Below are 22164 nucleotides of genomic sequence, written 5' to 3'. Positions count from 1 at the left end.
TTTTCGATGAGTATAGGTAGGAAACATTCGCTGGACCGATCGTACGGTTGCATCGGACCCTGAACGTGTGTCCGACAACGCCTCCTCCTTCCGCGAACCGCCGTGGTTCGCGCGACCCGATGCCCGCACCTGGCGGTGTGAACCCGCGCCGGCCGAGGTACGGGTCTTCCACGCTTCGCTGCCCGACTACGCGCCCACCCCGCTGACCGAACTCCCGTCACTGGCCGATGAACTGGGAGTCGGCCGGGTCTTCGTCAAGGACGAGTCACGCCGGCTCGGGCTGCCCGCGTTCAAGGCGCTGGGCGCGTCCTGGGCGGTGCACCGCACCCTTGCCGAGCGGGCGGCGAACGGTGAAGAACAAGACCCGGTCACCCTGGTGACGGCCACCGACGGCAACCACGGCCGCGCCGTGGCCCGCACGGCGCGGCTCCTCGGCCAGGACGCCCACGTCTTCGTTCCTCAGGGCGTGCATCCGCGGGCCGTGGCGGCCATCGTCGCGGAACAGGCGAAGGTCACCGAGGTGGCAGGGCCGTACGACGAGGCCGTGCGCCTGGCGGCCGAGGCGGCTGCCGCGCCGGACGCGGTGCTGGTCCAGGACACCGCCTGGCCGGGCTATGAGCGGATCCCGGGGTGGATCGTCGAGGGGTACTCCACCCTCTGCACCGAGATCGACGAGCAGTTGTCGGCCGGCGGGGTCGTCGAAGGCCCCGGTCTCGTCGCCGTACCGGTCGGTGTGGGGTCACTGGCCCAGGCCGTGGTCACCCACTACCGCAGCCGCCCCTCGGGACACGCCCCCGCGCTGCTGTCGGTGGAGCCGGAGGCCGCGCCCTGCGTCCTGCGAAGCCTCACCCTCGGCGCGCTCGTCAGCGTCAGCACGGGGGAGACCACCATGGCCGGGCTGAACTGCGGCACTCCGTCCAGCATCGCCTGGCCCCGCCTGCGCGACGGCCTGGACGCCGCGGTCGCCGTCACGGATGCCGACAGCGCCCGCGCGGCCGGTGACCTCGCCGCCGCCGGTGTCTCCTCGGGTCCCTGCGGCGCCGCGGCGCTCGCCGGTCTGCGCGCGACGCTCACCGGCGCGGGAGCCGAGGAACGCCGTACGGCTCTGGGGCTGGGGCCGACCTCGGTCGTCGTACTGCTGAGCACCGAGGGCACGGCCGCCAACCCGCACGCCGGCGCCGATCACCGGTCGGCGGCGTGCTGACCCACCTCGTCGCCGCGATCGGTGTCCTCGGGCTGCTGACCGTCCTGCCCGGCCCGGACATGGCGGTGGTCACCCGACGTGCGCTCGTGGCCGGTCCCGGGGACGGGCTGCGCACCGTGGGCGGGATCGCGACCGGGCTACTGCTCTGGGGCGCACTGACCGTGGCCGGCCTCGCGGCCATGCTCGCCGCCTCGCCCGCGGCCTACCTGACCGTCAAGCTCCTCGGCGCCGCCTACCTGCTGTTCCTGGGCGCGCAGGCGCTGTGGCACCACCGCTCCGCCGCACCCACCGTCACGACGGAGACCGACCCTGCCGGAAGCCCGTGGCGGACGGGCCTCGTCAGCAACGCCCTCAACCCGAAGATCGCCGTCTTCTACACCGGGCTGCTGCCCACGCTCGCACCGCCCGGGCTCCCCGCCGCCTGGGCGCTGACGCTCCTCGTCCTCCTCCACACCACCCTCACCCTCGCCTGGCTGGGCGGCTACGTGCTCCTGCTGTCCCAAGCCGGCCCGGTCCTTCAGGAACCGCGCATCCATCGTGCGCTCGGGAGGACCACGGGCGTCGCGCTGATCGGGCTCGGACTCGTGGCCGCCACCGCTTCCGGCTGACCGGTACCGGCAGCCGGCCAGGCGTCGATGTCCTCGCGACTGTGCGACTGTGCGACTGTTCCTGAAGCCTGAAGCCCAGGCGTCGTCCACCCTGCGGGGCATCGTGACGCGGGGCCACCTCTCACGGCGTACGGAACCCGCGGAAGGTCACGTGCCTGCGGCTCTCGAACCCGAGTCGCTCGTACAGGGCGATCGCGGCGGTGTTCGTCTCGGCCACGTGCAGGAGCGGGCGTTCGTCCCGGGACAGGACGCGCGCGGCGAGCGCGTTCACCAGGCGGACGGCGTGGCCCTGCCCGCGTGCCTCGGGGGCCGTGCAGACGGAGCTGATCTCGGTCCACCCCGGAGGCCGGAGCCGTTCGCCCGCCATGGCCACCAGGCGGCCGTCGGCGCGGATGCCGAGGTAGGTGCCGAGTTCGTGGGTGCGCGGCCAGAACGCGTCCCGGCTGGGTCCGTGCGGCCAGGTCGAGCATCTCGGGCACATCGGCCGGACCCAGTTCGACCACGCCGCCGGTACCGGCCGGAGCGGGCCGGTCACTGGGCCAGATCATCTGCCGGCCTTCGAGGACGAAGACCGGCTCCCAGTCCGGCGGCGGCGTCGCCGGGGAGCTGAACAGGTCGGCGAACCCGCCCGGACCGAGCAGCCGGGCGAGATCGGCCCAGCCAGCCGAGTCCGCAGTGGGGGACACCGCCGAGAAGGTGGCGACATCCGGCACGTACGTGGCGGCCCGGCCGAGTCGACGGGCGAGGCCTGCGTGGTGTCCGCGCAACGACGCGCCCACCGGGTCGTCGAGTACGGCGTCGTCCGCGCTCGTCATGGAGCTGTGCCTTTCTCGGACCGACTCACGTGTGAAGGGGGCGGTTGTCCAGGAGGCTCCCTCGCGCACCTTGCGGTGGCGGGAGTATGACCAAGCCGCTCCTGCGCGCCCTGGTGGCCGGCACGTACGCGCCGCCGACGTCATGGCTTCAACGACCGCCGCCCTTCCCCTTCCCCTTGGTGCCCGGCAGGAACTCCTGCATCTTCGCCTTGAAGCCCTGCTTGACCATCGACGCCCGGTCGGCGTCGCCCTTGAGGATCGAGGCGGCCGTGGCCTCCATCTGCTCCCAGGTGGCGTGCGGCGGGATCGGCGGCACCGCCGGATCGGTGAGGAACTCGACGACCGCCGGGCCGTCGGCCTCCAGCGCCGCCCGCCAGCCCGCCTCGACGTCCTCCGGCTTCTCGACCCGGATGCCGGTCAGGCCCAGGGAGCGCGCGAAGGCCGCGTACTGCACGTCCGGCAGCTCCTGCGACGGCAGGAAGGACGGTTCGCCGCCCATCGCCCGCAGCTCCCAGGTCACCTGGTTCAGGTCGTGGTTGTTCCAGACGGCCACCACCAGCCGGGGATCCTCCCAGCGGTCCTTGTACTTGGCCGCCGTGATCAGCTCCGCCATGCCGTTCATCTGCATGGCCCCGTCCCCGACGAGCGCGATCGCCGGCCGGTCCGGGTGGGCGAACTTCGCGCCGATCGCGTACGGCACCCCGCAGCCCATCGTCGCCAGCGTGCCCGACAGGGAGCCCCGCATGCCGTCGCGCATGGTGATGTGGCGGGCGTACCAGTTGGCCGCCGAACCGGAGTCCGAGGAGATCATCGCGTCGGCGGGCAGCAGCGGATCGAGGGCGTGGGCCACCAGCTCCGGGTTGATCGGGTCGGCCGACAGCTCCGCCCGCCGCGCCGTCACCTCACGCCAGCGCGACACGCCCGCGCACACCTCGTCGTACCACTCCCGGCCCCGCTCCGGATCGATCAGCGGGATCAGCCGCTCCAGCGTCGCCTTCGCGTCCCCGACCAGGTTCACCTCGTACGGGTAGCGCATCCCGACCATGTGCGGGTCGATGTCGATCTGCACGGCCCGCGCCTTGCCGAAGTCCGGCAGGAACTGCGAGTACGGGAAGGATGAGCCGATCGTCAGCAGCGTGTCGCAGTCACGCATCAGCTCGTACGACGGGCGCGTGCCCAGCAGCCCGATCGAGCCGGTGACGTACGGCAGCTCGTCGCTCAGCGCGTCCTTGCCGAGCAGCGCCTTGGCGACACCCGCGCCGAGCAGCTCGGCGATCCGTGCCACCTCGGCGCGGGCCCCCGCCGCGCCCTGCCCGATGAGGATCGCGACCTTGTCCCCGGCGTTGAGGATCTCGGCGGCCCGCTCGACGGACTCCGCCGAGGGCACGGCCGTCCAGGCGCTGCCGCCCAGGCTGGAGGGGACCATCTTGAAGTCGTGCGTCGGTGCCGAGTAGTCCAGTTCCTGCACGTCACCGGGGATGATGACGGCCGTCGGCGCCCGGCGGGCGTACGCGGTGCGGATCGCCCGGTCGAGGACGTTCGGCAGCTGCTCGGGCACGGTCACCGTCTCGACGAAGTCCGAGGCCACGTCCTTGAACAGGGTGTGCAGGTCCACCTCCTGCTGGTACGAGCCGCCCATCGCGCTGCGGTGCGTCTGGCCGACGATCGCGACCACCGGCACATGGTCCAGCTTGGCGTCGTACAGGCCGTTGAGCAGATGGATCGCGCCGGGGCCCGAGGTCGCCGCGCACACGCCGAGCCGGCCGGAGAACTTGGCGTATCCGACCGCCTGGAACGCGGACATCTCCTCGTGCCGTGACTGGATGAACCGTGGACGGTCCTCGGCCCGCCCCCAGGCGGCGAGCAGACCGTTGATGCCGTCGCCCGGGTAGCCGAATACATGTTCGACTCCCCACTCGCTCAGCCGCCGCAAGATGTGATCCGCGACCGTGGTGCTCATACTGGAACCTCCCGGGGTGTGATCTCCCGAGCGAGTCACCCCCCGGGCAAAGGAGAAACCTGCATGTGTTTGCCGTGCATGATCCGGGGCAGGCGCATAACAGTGCTTCGGACAGGAGGCACGTCCGTGGAAGAGGCGATGTTTCCATCACGGGTGTGCTGTCCCCTGTGCACGCCCGCGCCCCCACGGTGACCGTCCATCCCAGAGCACCATCCAGGGAGTTGCGACGCACCATGCGTAATCAGGTGAACGCGAAGCACCACCCTCACGACGACGCCCCCGACACCGCGGAGGCCTTCCGCAGGCTGGCCAGTCTTCCCCCCGGCCAGCAACGGGACACTCTCCGTGAGCAGATCATCGAGGCGTGGCTGCCCATGGCGGAACGGCTCGCGGGCCGCTTCCGCAGCCGCGGTGAGAGCTACGAGGACCTGCGCCAGGTCGCCTCGCTCGGCCTGGTCAAGGCCGTCGACCGCTACGACCCCGAGCGCGGCAACGCCTTCGAGAGCTATGCGGTACCCACCGTCACCGGTGAGATCAAGCGGCACTTCAGGGACCACATGTGGACCCTGCATGTGCCGCGCCGGGTCCAGGACCTGCGCAACCGCGTCCGGTTCGCCAGTCAGGACCTGTCCCAGACGATCTCCGGCCGACGGCCCACCGTCGCGGAGATCGCCCGACACGCGAACATGAGCGAGGAGGACGTCCAGGTCGGACTCGAGGCGCTGGAGAGCTTCACCGCCCTGTCGCTGGACGCGGAGCTGCCCGGGAGTGAGGACGGGTACTCGCTGAGCGACGCGCTGGGGGCGCCTGATCCCGCCCTCGACACGGTGGTGGACAGGGAGGCCGTGAAGCCTCGGCTGGCCGCGCTGCCCGAGCGGGAGCGGGCGATCCTGTACATGCGGTTCTTCGGGGACATGACGCAGAGCCGGATCGCGGAGCAGCTGGGGATCTCCCAGATGCATGTCTCGCGGTTGATCAGCCGGTGCTGCGACCGGTTGCGTGACCAGGTGATGCAGGACGCGGTGTAGCTCCGCCGGCTGAGCTGAGGGGCGCCGTTGGGGTGCGGGACGGCTTCCAGCCGCGGGTTTCGTCGTGGCTTGTCGCGCAGTTCCCCGCGCCCCTCAGGGGGCGCTGCCGTGGGGGGTGTGTCCCATGGCCAGGGCGATGTGGCGGGACATCGTGTCCATCGCCTGGGCCTCGGCCATGGAGAAGGCCAGGCGGGGGCCCGAGCGGAAGAGGGTGAGGACGCCTCTGGTGGAGCCGTTCGGGGCCGCCAGGGGGACGGTGAGCAGGGACGTCACGTTCGCTCGTACGAGGACCGGGGCGCCCGAGCTGTCGTGGCCGAAGGCGTCGGGGTCGGCCGGGCGGATCTGGAGGGCGGGGGAACCGCCCCGGGCGGCGTCCACGACGAGAGGGCAGGTGGCGGGGTCCTGGGCGACCAGAAGCTTCGTCTCTCCCTCGGAGGGTGCCAGGACCGTCGTACGGGTGAGGGCGGGGCCCACCGTGTCGGCGACCACCCAGTCCGCGAAGCGGCGGTGCAGGACGTGGGCCGCCCGGTCGAGCGCCGCACCGGCGGGGGCGGTGAGCAGGGCCGTCGTCATGGCGTCGACGAGATCCATGAGGGCCGCGTGACGGGTGGTCTCGGTGAGGTTGGGTAGCGGGCGCAGCGGCTCGACGGTGGGCATCCGGTCGCCCGCGGGCTGCAGCGCGACGAGGACGGTGGTGCGCGGCTCGCTGTTGGAGCGCAGCGCGGTGAGCGTGGCGCGTACCGGGATCGAGGGGCGCTGCTGGAGGTGCACGACGAGGCTCCGCTCGCCCTCGCCGCGGGCCACGGCCGCCGCCTGGGAGCGGAACGCACCCCGGTCGGCATGGGTGAGGAATCCGCTGAGCGGACGGCCCGTGGCATAGCCGGACCGTACGCCCGTGAAGGCGGTCGCGGCCGGGTTGAGCCGGCGCACCACCGTCTCGCGGTCCACCAACACCACCGGCAGGGGCAGGCATTGGAAGACGGCCTTCAGCAACTGGTGTTCCCGGGCGGCCGATGAGGGGCCGCCGACCGGGCCCGAGGTGGTCAGCCGCTCGTACCAGGGCCACAACTGGTCGGCGACATGGTCCAGTTCGAAGATGGCGGCGTCCAGGACCGTCGGTAGATCGCCGGTCGGCACCGAGCGGGCCGCTTTGAGCTCCGCGACACGGCGCACGAAATCCGCGAGTTCCTCACCGAATTCGTCCGTCTGCGTCATGCGACGAACGTAACGCCTGGAGGGCGTTGAGGGGGCCGGCCGGATCGAAAGCGGGAGATTCGTTTTCCGCGCAGGCGGGCGGGAAGGCGACCGGAAGAGGAGGCGTGCGCCATGCCGGAAAGCGAACAACTCGGCCTTGTGGGCAGGGAATCGCCGGAATCGGCGGATCCGGGCAGGAGGCTCTCCGAACTCGTCGAACAGGCAGCCCGTTGCACCAACGACTGCTGTGGCGCCAGCAGCCTGGTCTCCGACTGCGGCACCGAACGCCCCGCCGCGGTCACCCACCCCGACCTCTCCGGGCTGGTCTCCGTCCAACTGCGCTCGGGCGACGGGCCGATCCCGGCCGCGCTGGAAAGCGGCGAGCCCGTGGACTCCACCGACCTGCTGCGTGACGAACGCTGGCCGGAGTACCGGGCCGTGGCCCTCGAAGCGGGCGTACGTTCCAGCGTCACGCTTCCCTTCCGGCGCTCGGGCCTCACCGTGACCCTCAGCCTCTACAGCTTCCGCCCCCACGCCCTGGAGGACGCCTCGCACGGCCCCGCCCGCGCCCTCGGCGACCTCGCCGCGACCTGCATCGTCCGGGACCGTTCCTATAGAGCCGCCCTCACCGAACTCGACCAGCTAGGCGCCGCCCTGCGCACCCGACCCGTCGTCGACCAGGCCTGCGGCATGGTCATGCACGTCCTCGGCTGCGACGCCGACGCCGCGTTCACCGTCCTGCGCCGCATCTCCCAGGGCACCAACCGCAAACTCTCGGACGTCGCGTCAGCGGTGGTGGAGAAGAGGGGCAGAGGGCTGGAACGGGAACTGGCCTCGCTTTCCGGCTGAGTCGTACCGGGTGTCTGCAGCCCACCCTTCAACGGTGCTCACCGGCGTAACCCGACGGAGCGCTCCGTCACCCGCTCGGCCGCCCCGTGTCCCGCGAATGGGGCCCGGCGACGCGCGCCCCGCCGGGCTCGGCGCTCTGATGGACCACGGGGCACGGCGGTCGTGCCCCGCCCGCCGGAGTCGGCCGAAGGAGCCCCGCCCATGCGCCGCAGAGCCCGTGTCCTGTCCGCAACCGCCCTGATCGGTGCCGTCCTGGGTGCTGCCCCGGCCGCGTACGCGGAATCGGGGGCGGAGGTGAGCCCGCACACCGTCGAACCGGGCGCCACCCTCACCATCTCCGTCACCTGCGACCCCACCGGCGGCTCAGCCCCCGAAACCATCGACGCCAGCTCACAGTCCTTCGAACAGGGCACCGTCAAGCTGCAGCGCCTCCCCGGCAACGACGACTCGGCGGGCGGCCCCTCCTACCAGGGCACCGCCAAGATCGCGCCCGCCGCGGACTTCGAGGTCGGCGCCGACGCGGCGAGCGCCTCCAGCGAGTGGGGCGTCGACGGCACCTGCCCGACGGCCCCCGGCGGCGAGGGCAAACAGTGGAACGCCAGTTTCGACGTCTCCCTCGGCGGCAGCCAGCACGGCCCCACGGACCACTCGACCGGCTATCCCACACTCCAGCCCACACACCAGCCGACCCAGCAGCCGAGCCATCACGGCACCGACCCGGCCACCCACCGTCCCGCTCCGGTCCAGCGAGGCGTCCACGCGGGCGGCGGCGGCGCCTTCACCGACTCCGTCCCCGCCCTCGTCACCGGCGGCATCCTCATCGCCGGCGCGCTCGCCGCCGTCGTGCACCGACTGCTCCGCCGGGACCGGTCCACGCCATGACCGACCGGGCCCACCGACCCGGTCGCCCCGCCCGGGCCCGCCCGGCCCGGACCTGCCGCCGATGTGACCGGCGCAACCCGTACGGGTGGCCATGGGGCGCGTGAGCCTGGGTACTGACAGGCCGAGGGTGCGCACGGGGCCGTCGTGGCACAACGGCGCACACTCGCGGCAGGGCGGAGCACCATCGACCCCGGAGCGCGAAGCGCCGAACAACGCACCACGACTGCGCGGAGGCACACATGCGGCGGACGGATCCGGAAGGGCACGGTCCGGTCCGTTTCGGCCCGCCCCTTCCCGCCCAGGGACTGCCTGTCCTGCCCGAACTGGCCGCCGTGCTCTCCGCCGCCGCGGGCCGGCCCCACGCCGTACCCCCCGGTGGCTCTCCGGCGCTCCTGGACGCCGCCTGCGGCTACTGGGACAGACGCGGACTGCCCACCGAACGGGCCAGGGCCGTGGCCGCCCCCGGCGCCCCCGCCCTGCTCCTCGCGCTGACCGCCGCGATCGGCGGCGACGTCCTGCTCCCACGCCCGTGTGCCGCCTGGTGGGAGCCCCAGGCGCGGGCGTTGGGCCGATCCGTGTTCCATGTGGCCACGCCCGTCGAATGCGGAGGCGTGCCGGACCCGTACGCGCTCCTGGAGACCGTGCGCAGGATCCGGGCCGAGGGCGGTGACCCCCGGCTGCTCGTGCTGTGCGTGGCGGACGACCCGACCGCCACCGTGGCCCCGCCCGAACTGGTGCACGAGACCATGGAGGCGGCCCTGGGGGAGGGGCTGCACCTGGTCAGTGACGAGACCTGGCGCGACACCCTGCACGACCCGCACGACACCGTGCTGCTCAGCCCCGCCGAGATGCTGCCCGACCGGGTCACCGTCGTCACCGACCTCGCCGGCCCCTTCCTGCCGCCCGGCTGGCCGGCCGCCGTCGCGCGGTTCCCGGCCGACGGGGACGGGACGGGGCTGCACGACCGGGTCCTCGACGTGCTCACCGCGCTGGGCGCCCGGGTCGCCACCCCGGTCGCCGCGGCCGCCGCGTACGCCCTCGAAGAGCCCGCTCCCGTCACCGAGCGGCTCGCCGCCGCCGTACGGCTGCACGCGCGCCTCGCCGCCGCCGCGCACCGGGCCGTGGTCGCCGCCGGGGCGCTCGCCCTGCCGCCACGCGCCGGACGGCACCTGTACGCCGACCTCGCCCCGCTGCGCGCGGCGCTCGCCGCGCACGGTGTGGGCGACGCCCAGGAGGCGGAGGACTTCCTCAGCGAACGGCTCGGGATGCCCGCGCCCGGCGGCCACCGGTTCGGGGACGACCTCGGGGAGCTGCGCGTCCGGCTGTCCACCGGCCCGTTCCTCGGCACCACCGACGCGGAACGGGCGCAGGTCCTCACCGCGCCGGATCCCTTGGAACTGCCCCACGTGGAACGTGCGTTGGCGCTTTTCGGGGCGGCTTTCGAGGACCTTCGATGACGACGGCCCGCCGGGCCGACGCACGTCGACCGGCCCTCGACGACCTTCCTGCGACGCCGATCCCCAGCGACTCCCCTGCGACACCGATCCGCACCGACTCTCCCGACCCCCGACTCCCGACCCTCCCGACTCTCCTGCGACGACCGCCCCCAGAGACCTTCCCCCGACGACGACCCCAGCGGCCTTCAGCGACGACGACCCTCAGCGGCCTTCAGCGACGACGATCCTTCGTGACGACGCTCAGCGACGGGAGCCTCCTCGATGACGCAGCAGTCCGAGTCGACCACCCCGGCGACACCTTCATCGGCCACCTCCACGACGACCACTGAGGACACCGAGGACCCGGCGTCCCCGCCACCCCCAGAGTCCCCCTTCGCCCGTCCCCTCGCGTCCCCGCCGCTCGCCGAGCCCCGCCCGCTCGGCGAGCGGCGCCGCTGGCCCCGGACCTTCGCCGACCGGCTCACCACACCGTTGCCCGGCCTGAAGGCCTTCGCCCGGTTCGCCCGCGAGGGCTCAATCCGGCCCGGGGCCGACGGGCTCGCCGACATCCCCCGACTGCCGTACGAGCCCGCCCCGTTGCCCCGGGTCGGCACACGCGCCCTCGCGGTCTCCTGGGCGGGGCACGCGAGTTGGGTGGTGCGGATCGGCGGGCTCACCGTGCTCACCGACCCCGTCTGGTCCCGCCGGATCCTCGGCACCCCCGCCCGGATCACCCCCGTCGGCATCGCCTGGGACGCGCTGCCCGGTGTCGACGCGGTCGTCATCAGCCACAACCACTACGACCACCTCGACGCCCCCACCCTGGCCGGACTCCCGCGCGACACCCCGGTGTTCGTACCCGCCGGGCTCGGCCGCTGGTTCCGGCGGCGCCGGTTCAGCCGGGTCACCGAGCTGGACTGGTGGGAGGCGGCCGAACTCGACGGCGTCCGCTTCGACTTCGTACCGGCCCACCACTGGTCCAAGCGCACCCTCAGCGACACCTGCCGCTCGCTCTGGGGCGGCTGGGTCCTCACCGCCCCGGACGGCAAGCGCCTCTACTTCGCCGGCGACACCGGCTACGGCCACTGGTTCTCCCTCATCGGCCGCCGCTACCCCGGCATCGACCTCGCCCTCCTGCCGATCGGCGCCTACGACCCCCGGTGGTGGCTCAGCGACGTCCACTGCGACCCGGAGGAGGCGGTACGGGCCTTCCAGGACCTCGGCGCCCACCGCATGGCCCCCATGCACTGGGCCACGTTCATCCTCTCGGCGGAGCCGGTACTGGAACCGCTGACGCGGGTGAGGGCGGCCTGGAAGGCGGCGGGCCTACCGCGAGAGAACCTGTGGGACCTGCCGGTGGGCGGCTCCCGAGTGCTGAACTGAGCGGGCGGGGGCGCACCGCGCTCCCCTGGCTCTACCGGACAACGCGCCGCCACACACTCGGCACCACACTGATCAGCAACGTCAACACGACCGCCGCCAACACCCCTTCCCAGGGCTCCGGGAACAACGACCCACCCAGGATGCCGATCAGCTGGTACGTCACGGCCCAGGCCAGGCACGCCGGCAGATTCCCCCGCGCGAACCGCCGCAACGGCATCTTCGCCAGCAGACACGCCAGCATCACCGGAATCCGCCCGGCCGGCATCAACCGGGACAGCACGAGCACGGCCACCCCGTGGTCGTCGAGCTTCGCCTGGGCCTGGGCCAGCCGGTCCTCCGGCGCCCGGCGCCGGAGCGCCTCCAGCCAGCGCGAACCGTTCTTCGAGCCCATCCCGCGCCGCCCCAGCCAGTACAACGCGATGTCCCCCAGGAACGCCGCGACCGAGGCCACCACGAACACCAGCAACAGCGCGAGCGGGGCGGTCTGATGGAACGCCACCACCGCCGCCGAACTCACCAGCGCCCCCGTCGGCACCACCGGCACCAGCGCCCCGACGAGCACCAGCAGGAACAGTGTCGGATAGCCGATCGCCTGCTGCGTGGACTCGTGCGGCAGGGGGCTGCTCACGGCGGCCAGGACGATCACCGGGCATCCTCCGGGACTTCTGCCGTCCGGCGTCTCATCGCGCCACCCCCGGCCGTACGGATTCCCCGTGCCCGAGCCGATGCACGGCCACCTCGGGCGCGCGTGCGGCGGCGAGCCGTACGAACTCCTCGCCGGGGGCGTGGAATTCATGGGGGCGCACGGCGTCCATGCCGATCGGCCAGTACGTGCCGTAGTGCACCGGCACCGCGCTCCGGGGCGCGAGCAGCGCAAGCGCCTGGGCCGCGCGCCCCGCGTCCAGATGGCCCTCGCCGAGGTACGGTCCCCAGCCGCCGACGGGCAGCAGCGCCACGTCGACCGGCCCGACCTCCTTGGCCATCGACTCGAACAGCCCGGTGTCCCCGGCGAAGTAGGTCCGCGCCTCGCCCTCCACGACGAAGCCGAGCGCCGGCGAACGGTGCGGCCCGACCGGCAGCCGCCGCCCGTCGTGCCGCGCGGGCACGGCACGTACGACCAGGTCACCGACCCTGACCTCGTCCCCGGGCGCCACCTCGCAGAGCCGCAGATGCGCCAGCCTGCGCAGCCCGGGCACCTGCCGTGACGCGTCCCTCGGCACCACCAGCCGCGTACCCGGGGCGAGCCGGGCCAGCGACGGAACGTGCAGATGGTCGGCGTGCAGATGGGACACCAGCGCCACATCCGCGACCGCCGCCTCCGGCGGGGGAGGCGCACCACGGCGCCTGCGCAGATGCGCGAGCCGGCGTGTGAAGAGGGGGTCGGTGAGCACCCGCGTGCCCGAGTCCTCCACGGTGCAGGTCGCATGACCCCACCAGGTGATCTCCACCGGCACTCCGTTCGCCTCCTTCGCGCTACTCCCCCGAGCCTACGGGCTGGAGTAGGGTCTGCGGCGAAACCCGGAGGTGAGGGGGACACCGTGGGAGACAAGGGAGACAGGGGCGGCGCCACCGGCGTGACGTGCCCGGAGGCGGCTCGTGCGCGGGGCGGGGCGGCGGGGCGTGGCGCCGTGGTGCGGGTCGCCGCCATAGCGAGCCTGACGCCGCTGGAGGAGCTGGAGGCCGACCCCTTCCTGGTCGACTCCCGCAGCCAGCACGCCATGTGCGCCCGCTGGGCCGCCGAGCGCGGCTACGTGGTGACGCGCGAGCTGCTCGTACGCGGTCTGCGCCCCGACCACGGCGCCCTGTGGGCCGATGTCGACGCCGGCCTCGTCGACCTCTTCGTCGCCCCCAGCCACCGCGTCCTCGAACGCGCCCTCGCCTCCGTCGACGACTTCACCGCCGAGTGCGCCCGCCGAGGCATCCGCGTCGAGACCGTCGGCCACGCGGAACCCGCCTACGACGCCCAGATGAAGGCCCACGTCCACCGCCGCCTGTCGATGCCGACAGCGGGCTACGACGGCCGCTGAGCAGGAGGGGGCCGCACCTCTCAGCCGCCGGCCGCCCCTGAAGGGGCGCGCGGGCAACTGCGCGACCAGCCACGAAGGACCCGCAGCCCGCACCGCGCATGTGGTCCCGAGTTCTCCCCGGACCGCGCCCCTCCCCACCCCCCGTGCCACCCCGACGTGCCACCCCGGCGCCCCCACCGCCTATGACAGGCTGGGCCAAGGATCGGGACGGCAAAGGTGGCCGAACGTGGGCGGTGCTCGTTGGCGCAGGGTACTGAGCGGTATCTGGCGGATGCTGGCCGTATGGGCGGTGTCCACGCTGACGATGCTCGTGCTCGCGGGCGCCCTGCCCGACTTCCGGCTGCAGTCCCGCACCGGCGAGAGCGCCACCCAGATCGGAACGACCGCCGCCCTGGGCGCCGGAATGTTCGGTCTGCTGTCCTCACTGGTGTGGCCGCTGCTGGTACGGGCGTTGCTGCTCGTCCCGGCCCTCGTCCTCGGCCTGCTCGTCTTCTTCCTCAACGGCTCACTGCTCCTCCTCGCACTGTGGATCAACCCCTCCGGCCAGGGTGAGGCCGCCCCCGAGACGGCCGTGGTGGTCGCCGCGGTGATGTCCGCCGTCGCCTCCGCCACCGGTGGAGCCCTCGCCGTACGGGACGACGACGCCTACCGACGCCGCCTGTACCGGCTGGCCGACCGCCGCCGCAGGCACGCGGAGGGCCGCCCGGGACCCGCCGGACCCGGCACCGTCTTCCTCCAGCTCGACGGCGTCGGCCACGACGTGCTGGAGGCGGCGACCGAGAAGGGGCTGATGCCGACCGTGGCCACCTGGCTCGGCCGGCCGTCGGCGGAGACCACGCGCCCCCGGCCCACCCACCGGCTCACCCTCTGGCGCACCGACTGGTCCAGCCAGACCGGCGCCAGCCAGCTCGGCATCCTCCACGGCACCAACCACGACATCCCGGCCTTCCGCTGGTACGAGAAGGACACCCGGGAGGTGATGGTCTGCAACCGGCCCTCCAGCGCCGCCGAACTCCAGCGCCGGGCCATCGACCGCACCGGCGACGGCGGGCTGCTCACCGTCGACGGCGCCAGCCGGGGCAACCTCTTCAGCGGCGGCGCCGAGCAGCTCGCGCTCGTCCTGTCGATCGCGGCCCGCCGGGACCGGCGGAACCGGTCCCGCGCCGGGTACTTCGCCTACTTCTCCGACCCCGCCAACGCCGTCCGCACCGCCATGTCCTTCGTCGCCGACGTCCTCCGCGAGATCGGCCAGTCCACCCGCGCCCGGTTCGCCAAGCAGCGGCCCCGCGTGAAGCGCGGCGGGCTCTACCCGTTCATCCGCGCCTTCGCGACCGTCGTCGAGCGCGATGTCGTCGTCTCCGCGGTGATCGGGGACATGTTCGCGGGCCGCGCCGCGATCTACGCGGACCTCGTGGCGTACGACGAGGTCGCCCACCACTCGGGCCCGCACAGCCGGGACGCCGCGAAGGTCCTCGAACGCCTCGACCGTTCCCTCGCCTTGATCGCCCAGGTCGCCGAACACGCCCCGCGCGCCTACCGGATCGTCCTCCTCTCCGACCACGGCCAGAGCCCCGGCGAGACCTTCCTCGGCCGCTACGGCCTCACCCTCGGCGACCTGGTCCGCGCCGGCTGCGGACTGCCCGTACCGCGCCGCGCCCAGCGCACCCACAGCGGCGCCGAGGCACGGGCGGCGGTCCGGGCCGCGCTGCGCATCCCCGTCGAGGAGGGCGTCGAGGAGTACCGGCCGACGCGGCGTTCCGAGCCGATCGTCCTCGCCTCCGGCAACCTCGGCCTGGTCTCCTTCCCGGACGTCTCCCACCGGATGAGCCGCGAGGAGATCGACGCCCGCCACCCGGCCCTGCTCTCCACGCTCGCCAACCACCCGGGCATCGGTTTCGTCCTCGTCCGCAGCGAGGAGCACGGCGGTGTCGTCCTCGGCGCTCACGGCGCGGAGATCCCCGTCGAGGAGCTGAGCGACGAACACCCCGGCCCGCTCGCCGACTTCGGCCCGGGCGCCGCCGACGCCGTCCGCCGCACCCACGGCTTCCCGCACGTCGCCGACATCATGGTCAACTCCTGGTACGACCCCGCCGAGGGCGAAGTCCTCGCCTTCGAGGAACAGATCGGCTCCCACGGCGGCCTCGGCGGCTGCCAGGCCCGCCCCTTCCTCATGTCCCCGCTGGCCCTCTCCGCGCCGGTGGAGGACGACGAGGACCTGGTAGGCGCCGAACACATCCACCGCGTACTGAGGCGATGGCTGCGCGAGTCGAACGGCCCCCAGGTGCCCTTGGGCGAGCGGGGGCGCCCTGAAGGGGCGCGGGGAACTGCGCGGCCGGCCACGGACGAACCCGCACCCGCCGGACGACAGAACCCGGCAGACGCATAGGCACCCGGCCCACAGAAAATTCGGCTGCGCTCCCGCGAAGCGGTCACCCAAACTGTCCGCAACGTCCGCAGGACCAACCCTTGGAGCCCCCGCCTTGCAGGCAGCCGTCACCGTCACGCCCTCCCGCCTCCCCGAACTGCTCCTGGGCCTGGCCACCGTGCGCCCCGTCTTCCTCTGGGGCGCCCCCGGCATCGGCAAGTCCTCCCTCGTGCGGGACTTCGCCGAGTCGCTGGGCCTGGAATGCGTCAGCCTCCTCGGTACGCAGCTCGCGCCGGAGGACCTGATGGGCGTACCGCAGATCCGCGACGGGCGCTCGGTGTTCTGCCCGCCGGAGGCGATCGCCCGCGACGAGCCGTACTGCCTGTTCCTGGACGAGCTGAACGCGGCCACCCCGGATGTGCAGAAGGCGTTCTACTCGCTGATCCTGGACCGCCGAATCGGAAACTACGAGCTGCCGAAGGGCTCGATCGTCATCGGCGCCGGCAACCGCGCCACCGACAACGCCCTCGCCCGCCCCATCGCCTCCGCCCTGGTCAACCGGCTCACCCACGTCCACCTGGAGGCGTCGCCCAAGGACTGGCTGGCGTGGGCGGCGGACAGCGGTATCCACCCCTGGGTCCTGGACCACCTCACCGACCGCCCGGACCACCTGTGGTCCAAGCCGCCGAAGACCGAGGAGCCGTTCTCCACGCCCCGCTCCTGGCACATGCTCTCCGACGCCCTGCACTCCTTCGGGCGCGACCTCGACGAGGGGACCCTGAAGGTCCTCGCGCACGGCACCCTGACACCCGCGCACGCGGTCGCCTTCTGCGGCTACGTCAAGATCGTGCGCAGCCGGTTCGGCATCGAGGCGATCCTCAAGGGCGAGGCCGGCTGGCCCCATCGCCTGGAGGACCGCGACCTGCTCTACTACCTCGCCGACTCCTTCCGCGGCCGGCTGATCAAGGAGCTGCCCGCGAGCAAGCAGCACATGTCGGCCAACGGGCGGCAGACCGCGTACCGCGCCAAGTCCCTGCTGGTGCGGCTCGCCGAGATCTCCGTCGAGGTCGCCCAGACCGTCATCGCCTCCGACACCGAGGGCAACCCCGTCCTGCCCGCCTGGTTCCTCGTCGAGGCGGCCCGGGACATGCCCCGGCTGGTGGAGGCGCGCCGATGAGTACGGCCGGCGGCAAGGGCCGGAACAAGCGGAAGACGAAACGGGACCTCGCCGACGAGGCGTTCGAGGCGGGACTGTCGACAGCGCGGGCCAACCCCGCGCTGCGCGCGGTCCGTTTCGGCACGTGCCGCAAGGAGAGGTGCGATCTCACACCCCGCGACGGCCTCGTCCGCGTCGACTCCGACGGCGTGCTGCACGCCCATCCCGACCGGCTCGCCGCCCCCGACGCCTGGGCCTGGGCGATCGCCCACGCCGCCATCCACCTCGGCTTCGGGCATGTCCCGGCGGCGCAGGGCGAGCGCGTCCAGCCCGACCGGTTCGACCTGGCCGCCCGCTGCGTCGCCGTCAACCGGTTCCTGCTCACCTTCCCCGTGGGGCTGACCCCCGAGGACCTGCCCGCCCGCTACCCCGACGGCGACGAGGAGCGTCTCGCCGCCCGCTGGCGCCGCGACGGGCTCCCGGCGGCGTACGAGCGCTGCGGCACGGCCGGCGGCGAGCCCGACCAGCTCCTGCTGACCTGGCCCAGGTGGCAGGGGCAGCCCCCGGACTGGCAGGTGGCCTTCGCGCACGCCCTCACCAGCACCATGTCCGCCGCCATGGACATGGCCGGCGGCCGCCGGGAGTCCCTCGACGACGAGCCGGTCCGCAGACGGCCCTGGGAGGTGGCGCTGAGCTGGTTCATCTCCTCCTACCCGCTGCTCGGCGGCATCGCGGCCGGCATGCGGATCGTCGCCGACGTCGAGCTCGCCCACGCCCACGGCATCGCCATCGCGGCCGTCGACGCGGAGGCCGGCGAGATCTACATCAACCCGCTCCGGCAGTTCGAGGACGAGGAGTGGCGGTTCATCCTCGCCCACGAGATGCTGCACGCCGCCCTGCGCCACGGCGACCGCCGCGGCACCCGCGACCCGTATCTGTTCAACATCGCCGCCGACTACGTGATCAACGGCTGGCTGCGCGAGATGCAGGTCGGCACCATGCCCGACGGTCTGCTGTACGACCCCGAGCTGGCCGGTCTGTCGGCCGAGGAGGTGTACGACCGGATCGCCGGCGACCTGCGCCGTGTGCGCCGGCTGGCCACCTTGCGCGGCAGGGGCGCCGGTGACATCCTCGGCGGCCCGCTCGGCTCGCCCCGCGACTACGTGGACCTCGACGAGTTCTACCGCCGGGGCCTCGCCCGGGGGTTCGATCTGCACGAGCGGCAGGAGCGCGGTCTCCTGCCCGCCGGTCTGGTCGAGGAGATCCGCGCCCTCAGCCACCCGCCGCTGCCGTGGGACGCCCGACTGGCCCGGTGGTTCGACGAGTTCGTGCCCAGCCCGCAGGCCGTACGGACCTACGCGCGCCCCTCGCGCCGCCAGTGGGCCACCCCCGACATCCCGCGCGCCGGACGGCACTTCCCGCCCGAGGAGATCGCCCGCTGCACCTTCGGCGTCGTCCTCGACACCTCCGGCTCCATGGACCGGACGCTGCTCGGCAAGGCGCTGGGCGCGATCGCCTCGTACGCCGCCGCCCGTGACGTACCGGCCGCCCGGGTCGTCTTCTGCGACGCGGCCCCGCACGACGCGGGTTTTGTGCCGGTCACGGAGATCGCCGGGCGCGTCCGGGTCCACGGGCGCGGCGGCACGGAGCTGCAGCCGGGCATCGACCTGCTGCACCGGGCCGACGACTTCCCGCCGGGGGCGCCGGTCCTCGTGATCACGGACGGCTGGTGCGACGTGCTGCGCGTGCGGCGCGAGCACGCCTATCTGATGCCACAAGGCGCTCGCCTGCCGTTCACCGCGCGGGGGCCGGTGTTCAGGGTGAGATGAGCCTCGCATCCGCCGGAGTGTGATCGGATGGGGGCACGGAACCCCGGCAGCCGAACCCCGGCACCGGGGCCCGACAACGTGACCCACAGAAAGGACTCATCGTGGCCACCACGCGCACCGCACACACCGTCTGGGAAGGCGAGCTGCTCAAGGGCACCGGCACCGTCACCTTCGACTCCTCCGGCATCGGTTCGCAGCCGGTGTCGTGGCCGTCGCGCGCGGAGCAGGCGAACGGCAAGACCAGCCCCGAGGAGCTGATCGCGGCCGCCCACTCCAGCTGCTTCTCCATGGCGCTCTCGCACGGCCTCACCGGCGCGGGCACCCCGCCCACCCGCCTGGAGACGAAGGCCGACGTGACCTTCCAGCCCGGCGAGGGCATCACCGGCATCCACCTCACCGTCCGCGGCGAGGTCCCCGGCCTGGACGAGGCCGGCTTCCAGGAGGCGGCCGAGGGCGCGAAGAAGAACTGCCCGGTCAGCCAGGCCCTGACCGGCACGACGATCACGCTGACGGCCGAGCTGGCCTGACCGACTGCTTCGTGCGCCCCGTCGCCGCCCCATTGACAAGAGCCCACTCAAGTTTTGTGCTGGAGATGGGAACAGCAGGCGGAACCTTGCTGGAAGGGGACGGCGATGGGGCGTGCGGTCGGAATCGATCTCGGTACGACGAACTCGGTGGTGGCGGTGCTGGAGGGCGGCGAGCCGACCGTCGTCGCCAACGCGGAAGGACAGCGGACGACACCGTCCGTGGTGGCGTTCGCCAAGAACGGCGAGGTCCTCGTGGGCGAGGTCGCCAAGCGGCAGGCAGTGACGAACGTGGAGCGCACCGCGCGCTCCGTCAAACGCCACATGGGCGACGGAGGGTGGCGGTTCCCCGAGCAGGACTTTGTGGACGGCACCCGCTACCGGGCCCAGGAACTGTCCGCGCGGGTCCTGCAGAAGCTGAAGCGGGACGCCGAGTCGTATCTCGGGGAGGACGTCACCGACGCCGTCATCACGGTGCCCGCGTACTTCGACGACGCGCAGCGGCAGGCGACCAAGGAGGCGGGGGAGATCGCGGGCCTGAAGGTCCTGCGGATCATCAACGAGCCCACGGCCGCGGCCCTCGCCTACGGGCTCGACCGGGGAGAGGAGCAGACCGTCCTCGTCTTCGACCTCGGTGGCGGCACCTTCGACGTCTCCCTGCTGGAGATCGGCGACGGGGTCATCGAGGTCAAGGCCACCAACGGCGACACGCGCCTCGGGGGCGACGACTGGGACCAGCGGGTCGTGGAGTACCTCGTCAAACGCTTCCAGGGGCAGTACGGCATCAACCTCGGCAACGACAAGATGGCGCTGCAACGGCTGCGCGAGGGTGCCGAGAAGGCCAAGATCGAGCTGTCCAGCTCCTCCGAGACGTCCATCAACCTGCCGTACGTCACCGCCTCCGCCGAGGGTCCGCTGCACCTGGAGGAGAAACTGACGCGCGCCCAGTTCCAGGAGCTGACGGCCGATTTGCTCGACCGCTGCAGGACGCCGTTCCACCAGGCCGTCAAGGACGCGGGGGTGAAGCTCGCCGCGATCGACCACGTCATCCTCGTCGGCGGTTCGACCCGCATGCCCGCCGTGACCGACCTGGTGAAGGAACTCACCGGCAAGGACCCGCACAAGGGCGTGAACCCGGACGAGGTGGTGGCCGTGGGCGCCGCACTCCAGGCGGGCGTCCTCCGGGGCGATGTGAAGGACGTCCTGCTGCTCGACGTCACCCCGCTGTCCCTGGGCATCGAGACCAAGGGCGGCATCATGACGAAGCTCATCGAACGCAACACGACGATTCCCACGCGCCGTTCGGAGATCTTCACGACGGCGGTCGACAATCAGCCCTCGGTCGGCATCCAGGTCTACCAGGGCGAACGGGAGATCGCCGCGTACAACAAGAAGCTCGGCGTCTTCGACCTCACCGGCCTGCCGCCCGCGCCGCGTGGCGTCCCGCAGATCGAGGTGGCCTTCGACATCGACGCGAACGGCATCATGCACGTGTCGGCGAAGGACCTCGCCACCGGCCGCGAACAGAAGATGACGGTGACGGGCGGCTCCGCCCTCCCCAAGGACGACATCGACCGCATGATGCGGGAGGCCGAGCAGTACGCCGACGACGACCGCCGGCGCCGTGAGGCCGCCGAGACCCGCAACCACGCCGAGCAACTCGCCTACCAGACCGACAAGTTCCTCCGCGACAACGCGGAGCGAGTCCCGGCCGACAGCCGTGCCGAGGTCGAGGCCGCGGTGGCGGAGGTGAAGCGACGCCTGGAGAACCCCGAGGACACCGCCGCCCTCCGCACCGCCACGGAGAACCTGGCAACCGTCAGCCAACGCATGGGCCAGGCCATGTACGCGGCGGCCTCCAGCGCTCCGGCCGAGGAGCCGCGCCCCGGCCCCACGGAGGAGGAGGGCGTGGTCGACGCGGAGATCGTCGACGACGAGAAGGGCTCCCGGGGAGGACCGGCGTAACCCACCGGCAGTGCCCGACCGGCCCTGAGCGGGGGCGTCGGCGAGGCCTCAGTACTTGTCGCGGTAGCGTTCCAGGATCTCCCTTGTCCGCTCGGCGGACGCCGCGTGCGCGGCCATGTGGTCGAGGACCTCGAGGTGGAGGGCGACCTCGGTGCGGGAGTCGAGGTAGAGGGCGCCGGTGAGGTACTCGGTGTAGACCATGTCGGGGAGCTCGGGTTCGGCGAAGCGGAAGAGGGAGAAGGGGGCGTAGGTGCCCGGGTGGGGTCCGCTGGCGAACTCGGAGACCTGAAGGATGACGTGGTCCTTGTCGGTGATCTCCAGCAGCCGGTCGATCTGGTCGCGCATCACCTGGGAGCGGATGCTCACCGGCCGCAGCAGAGCCGTCTCGTCCATGATGACCCACAGATGCGGAGGGTTCTCCCGGGTGAGCAGCTTCTGCCGGGCCATCCGCAGCGACACATGCCGTTCGATCGTCTCGGCACCGGTCTGCCCGAGGGTGCCGGCCCGCATCACGGCCCGCGCGTACTCCTCGGTCTGCAGCATCCCCGGCACGAAGTGCGGCTCGTACTGCCGGATCAGATGCGCCGCCCCTTCGAGACTGACGTAGAGACTGAACCAGTCGGGCAGCACATCATGGAACCGCTGCCACCACCCCGGCTTGTTCGCCTCCTCCACCAGCTTCACGAACGCGGCGACCTCGTGCTCCGCGACACCGTACGTCGTCAGCAGCACCTGCACATACGGGATCTTGAGCGAGACATCGGCGGTCTCCATGCGCCGTACGGTCGCCGGGGCGACCCGTAGGACGCGTGCCGCCTCCTCGCGCTTGAGCCCGGCGGCCTCCCGCAGTTCCTGGAGCCGTCTTCCGAGCACCACCTGACCCACGGTGGGCGCGGCCCGCCGCTCACTCACGCCACGCCTCCCCACGCGCCGAGATAT

General features: G+C 72.5%; 18 protein-coding genes and 1 pseudogene. 13 read left to right on the top strand and 6 right to left on the bottom strand.

What is annotated here, in order from left to right; translation table 11 throughout:
• Window positions 1-67: 67 nt before the first annotated feature.
• Together ACWD26_RS10575 and ACWD26_RS10570 are read left to right on the top strand one after the other, a co-directional pair.
• Window positions 68-1204, top strand: a complete 1137-nt coding sequence (locus ACWD26_RS10575) for a diaminopropionate ammonia-lyase (RefSeq protein ID WP_451268313.1) — start codon at window positions 68-70, stop codon at window positions 1202-1204.
• Entirely contained in the window at window positions 1198-1812 is a 615-nt protein-coding gene (locus ACWD26_RS10570; RefSeq protein WP_451268311.1) for a LysE family translocator, read from the top strand. The genes ACWD26_RS10575 and ACWD26_RS10570 overlap by 7 nt, the downstream gene beginning before the upstream one ends.
• A gap of 121 nt (window positions 1813-1933) precedes the next feature.
• On the opposite strand, the pseudogene ACWD26_RS10565 reads toward ACWD26_RS10570, so the two are convergent.
• A pseudogene (locus ACWD26_RS10565) lies at window positions 1934-2627 on the bottom strand (GNAT family N-acetyltransferase).
• 148 nt (window positions 2628-2775) lie between these two features.
• Entirely contained in the window at window positions 2776-4587 is a 1812-nt protein-coding gene (locus ACWD26_RS10560) for a thiamine pyrophosphate-requiring protein (RefSeq protein ID WP_451268309.1), read from the bottom strand.
• Window positions 4588-4820: 233 nt separating this feature from the next.
• On the opposite strand from ACWD26_RS10560, the gene ACWD26_RS10555 reads away from it, so the two are divergent.
• Window positions 4821-5615, top strand: a complete 795-nt coding sequence (locus tag ACWD26_RS10555; RefSeq protein WP_451268307.1) for an RNA polymerase sigma factor SigF — start codon at window positions 4821-4823, stop codon at window positions 5613-5615.
• 93 nt (window positions 5616-5708) lie between these two features.
• Here the strand turns inward: ACWD26_RS10555 and ACWD26_RS10550 are convergent, their stop codons facing one another.
• Window positions 5709-6830: a PAS domain-containing protein gene (locus tag ACWD26_RS10550; RefSeq protein WP_451268305.1), complete on the bottom strand. Its 1122-nt coding sequence runs from the start codon at window positions 6828-6830 to the stop codon at window positions 5709-5711.
• Window positions 6831-6941: 111 nt separating this feature from the next.
• Here ACWD26_RS10550 and ACWD26_RS10545 point away from each other — a divergent pair, with 111 nt between their 5' ends.
• From ACWD26_RS10545 to ACWD26_RS10530, 4 genes are all read left to right on the top strand, one after another.
• Window positions 6942-7658 (top strand): ANTAR domain-containing response regulator, encoded by a 717-nt coding sequence (locus ACWD26_RS10545; RefSeq protein ID WP_451268303.1) that lies wholly within the window; start codon window positions 6942-6944, stop codon window positions 7656-7658.
• A 201-nt stretch (window positions 7659-7859) separates the two neighbouring features.
• Window positions 7860-8540 (top strand): hypothetical protein, encoded by a 681-nt coding sequence (locus tag ACWD26_RS10540; protein ID WP_451268301.1) that lies wholly within the window; start codon window positions 7860-7862, stop codon window positions 8538-8540.
• 239 nt (window positions 8541-8779) lie between these two features.
• The gene (locus ACWD26_RS10535; RefSeq protein WP_451268299.1) at window positions 8780-9997 is read left to right on the top strand and encodes an aminotransferase class I/II-fold pyridoxal phosphate-dependent enzyme; all 1218 of its coding nucleotides are present in this window, start codon (window positions 8780-8782) and stop codon (window positions 9995-9997) included.
• A gap of 261 nt (window positions 9998-10258) precedes the next feature.
• Window positions 10259-11359, top strand: coding sequence for an MBL fold metallo-hydrolase (locus tag ACWD26_RS10530; protein WP_451268298.1), 1101 nt, complete (start codon window positions 10259-10261; stop codon window positions 11357-11359).
• 31 nt (window positions 11360-11390) lie between these two features.
• Here ACWD26_RS10530 and ACWD26_RS10525 read toward each other — a convergent pair whose 3' ends face one another.
• Both ACWD26_RS10525 and ACWD26_RS10520 read right to left on the bottom strand, forming a co-directional pair.
• A complete protein-coding gene (locus ACWD26_RS10525; protein WP_451268297.1) occupies window positions 11391-12005 on the bottom strand; it encodes a DedA family protein in 615 nt (204 codons plus the stop codon).
• A gap of 34 nt (window positions 12006-12039) precedes the next feature.
• Entirely contained in the window at window positions 12040-12813 is a 774-nt protein-coding gene (locus tag ACWD26_RS10520; protein WP_451268295.1) for an MBL fold metallo-hydrolase, read from the bottom strand.
• 120 nt (window positions 12814-12933) lie between these two features.
• Between ACWD26_RS10520 and ACWD26_RS10515 the strand changes: the two genes are divergently transcribed.
• From ACWD26_RS10515 to dnaK, 6 genes are all read left to right on the top strand, one after another.
• Complete coding sequence (locus tag ACWD26_RS10515) at window positions 12934-13386, top strand: hypothetical protein (RefSeq protein ID WP_451268564.1); 453 nt, start codon at window positions 12934-12936, stop codon at window positions 13384-13386.
• 271 nt (window positions 13387-13657) lie between these two features.
• Complete coding sequence (locus tag ACWD26_RS10510; protein WP_451268562.1) at window positions 13658-15772, top strand: phage holin family protein; 2115 nt, start codon at window positions 13658-13660, stop codon at window positions 15770-15772.
• Between the two features lie 94 nt (window positions 15773-15866).
• Window positions 15867-16928, top strand: a complete 1062-nt coding sequence (locus ACWD26_RS10505) for an ATP-binding protein (RefSeq protein ID WP_451268293.1) — start codon at window positions 15867-15869, stop codon at window positions 16926-16928.
• The gene (locus ACWD26_RS10500) at window positions 16925-18736 is read left to right on the top strand and encodes a vWA domain-containing protein (protein WP_451268291.1); all 1812 of its coding nucleotides are present in this window, start codon (window positions 16925-16927) and stop codon (window positions 18734-18736) included. The genes ACWD26_RS10505 and ACWD26_RS10500 overlap by 4 nt, the downstream gene beginning before the upstream one ends.
• Before the next feature lie 101 nt (window positions 18737-18837).
• Entirely contained in the window at window positions 18838-19263 is a 426-nt protein-coding gene (locus ACWD26_RS10495; RefSeq protein WP_334571532.1) for an OsmC family protein, read from the top strand.
• Between the two features lie 105 nt (window positions 19264-19368).
• Window positions 19369-21225: a molecular chaperone DnaK gene (gene dnaK / locus ACWD26_RS10490; protein WP_451268288.1), complete on the top strand. Its 1857-nt coding sequence runs from the start codon at window positions 19369-19371 to the stop codon at window positions 21223-21225.
• 48 nt (window positions 21226-21273) lie between these two features.
• On the opposite strand, the gene ACWD26_RS10485 is transcribed toward dnaK, so the two are convergent.
• Complete coding sequence (locus ACWD26_RS10485) at window positions 21274-22137, bottom strand: helix-turn-helix domain-containing protein (RefSeq protein WP_451268286.1); 864 nt, start codon at window positions 22135-22137, stop codon at window positions 21274-21276.
• Window positions 22138-22164 lie beyond the last annotated feature (27 nt).

Source organism: Streptomyces sp. NPDC002787, from assembly GCF_053592095.1.
The sequence above is the reverse complement of the archived record's forward strand: the minus strand, read 5'-3'. Positions and strand labels throughout refer to the sequence as shown.

What these genes read in the sequence shown, in the direction of transcription:
- ACWD26_RS10530 (WP_451268298.1), top strand. Translation starts at nt 10,259, where the DNA reads ATGACGCAGCAGTCCGAGTCGACCACCCCGGCGACACCTTCATCGGCC.
- ACWD26_RS10510 (WP_451268562.1), top strand. Translation starts at nt 13,658, where the DNA reads ATGCTGGCCGTATGGGCGGTGTCCACGCTGACGATGCTCGTGCTCGCG.
- ACWD26_RS10555 (WP_451268307.1), top strand. Translation starts at nt 4,821, where the DNA reads ATGCGTAATCAGGTGAACGCGAAGCACCACCCTCACGACGACGCCCCC.
- ACWD26_RS10560 (WP_451268309.1), bottom strand. Translation starts at nt 4,587, where the DNA reads ATGAGCACCACGGTCGCGGATCACATCTTGCGGCGGCTGAGCGAGTGG.
- ACWD26_RS10500 (WP_451268291.1), top strand. Translation starts at nt 16,925, where the DNA reads ATGAGTACGGCCGGCGGCAAGGGCCGGAACAAGCGGAAGACGAAACGG.
- ACWD26_RS10535 (WP_451268299.1), top strand. Translation starts at nt 8,780, where the DNA reads ATGCGGCGGACGGATCCGGAAGGGCACGGTCCGGTCCGTTTCGGCCCG.
- ACWD26_RS10550 (WP_451268305.1), bottom strand. Translation starts at nt 6,830, where the DNA reads ATGACGCAGACGGACGAATTCGGTGAGGAACTCGCGGATTTCGTGCGC.
- ACWD26_RS10540 (WP_451268301.1), top strand. Translation starts at nt 7,860, where the DNA reads ATGCGCCGCAGAGCCCGTGTCCTGTCCGCAACCGCCCTGATCGGTGCC.
- dnaK (WP_451268288.1), top strand. Translation starts at nt 19,369, where the DNA reads ATGGGGCGTGCGGTCGGAATCGATCTCGGTACGACGAACTCGGTGGTG.
- ACWD26_RS10545 (WP_451268303.1), top strand. Translation starts at nt 6,942, where the DNA reads ATGCCGGAAAGCGAACAACTCGGCCTTGTGGGCAGGGAATCGCCGGAA.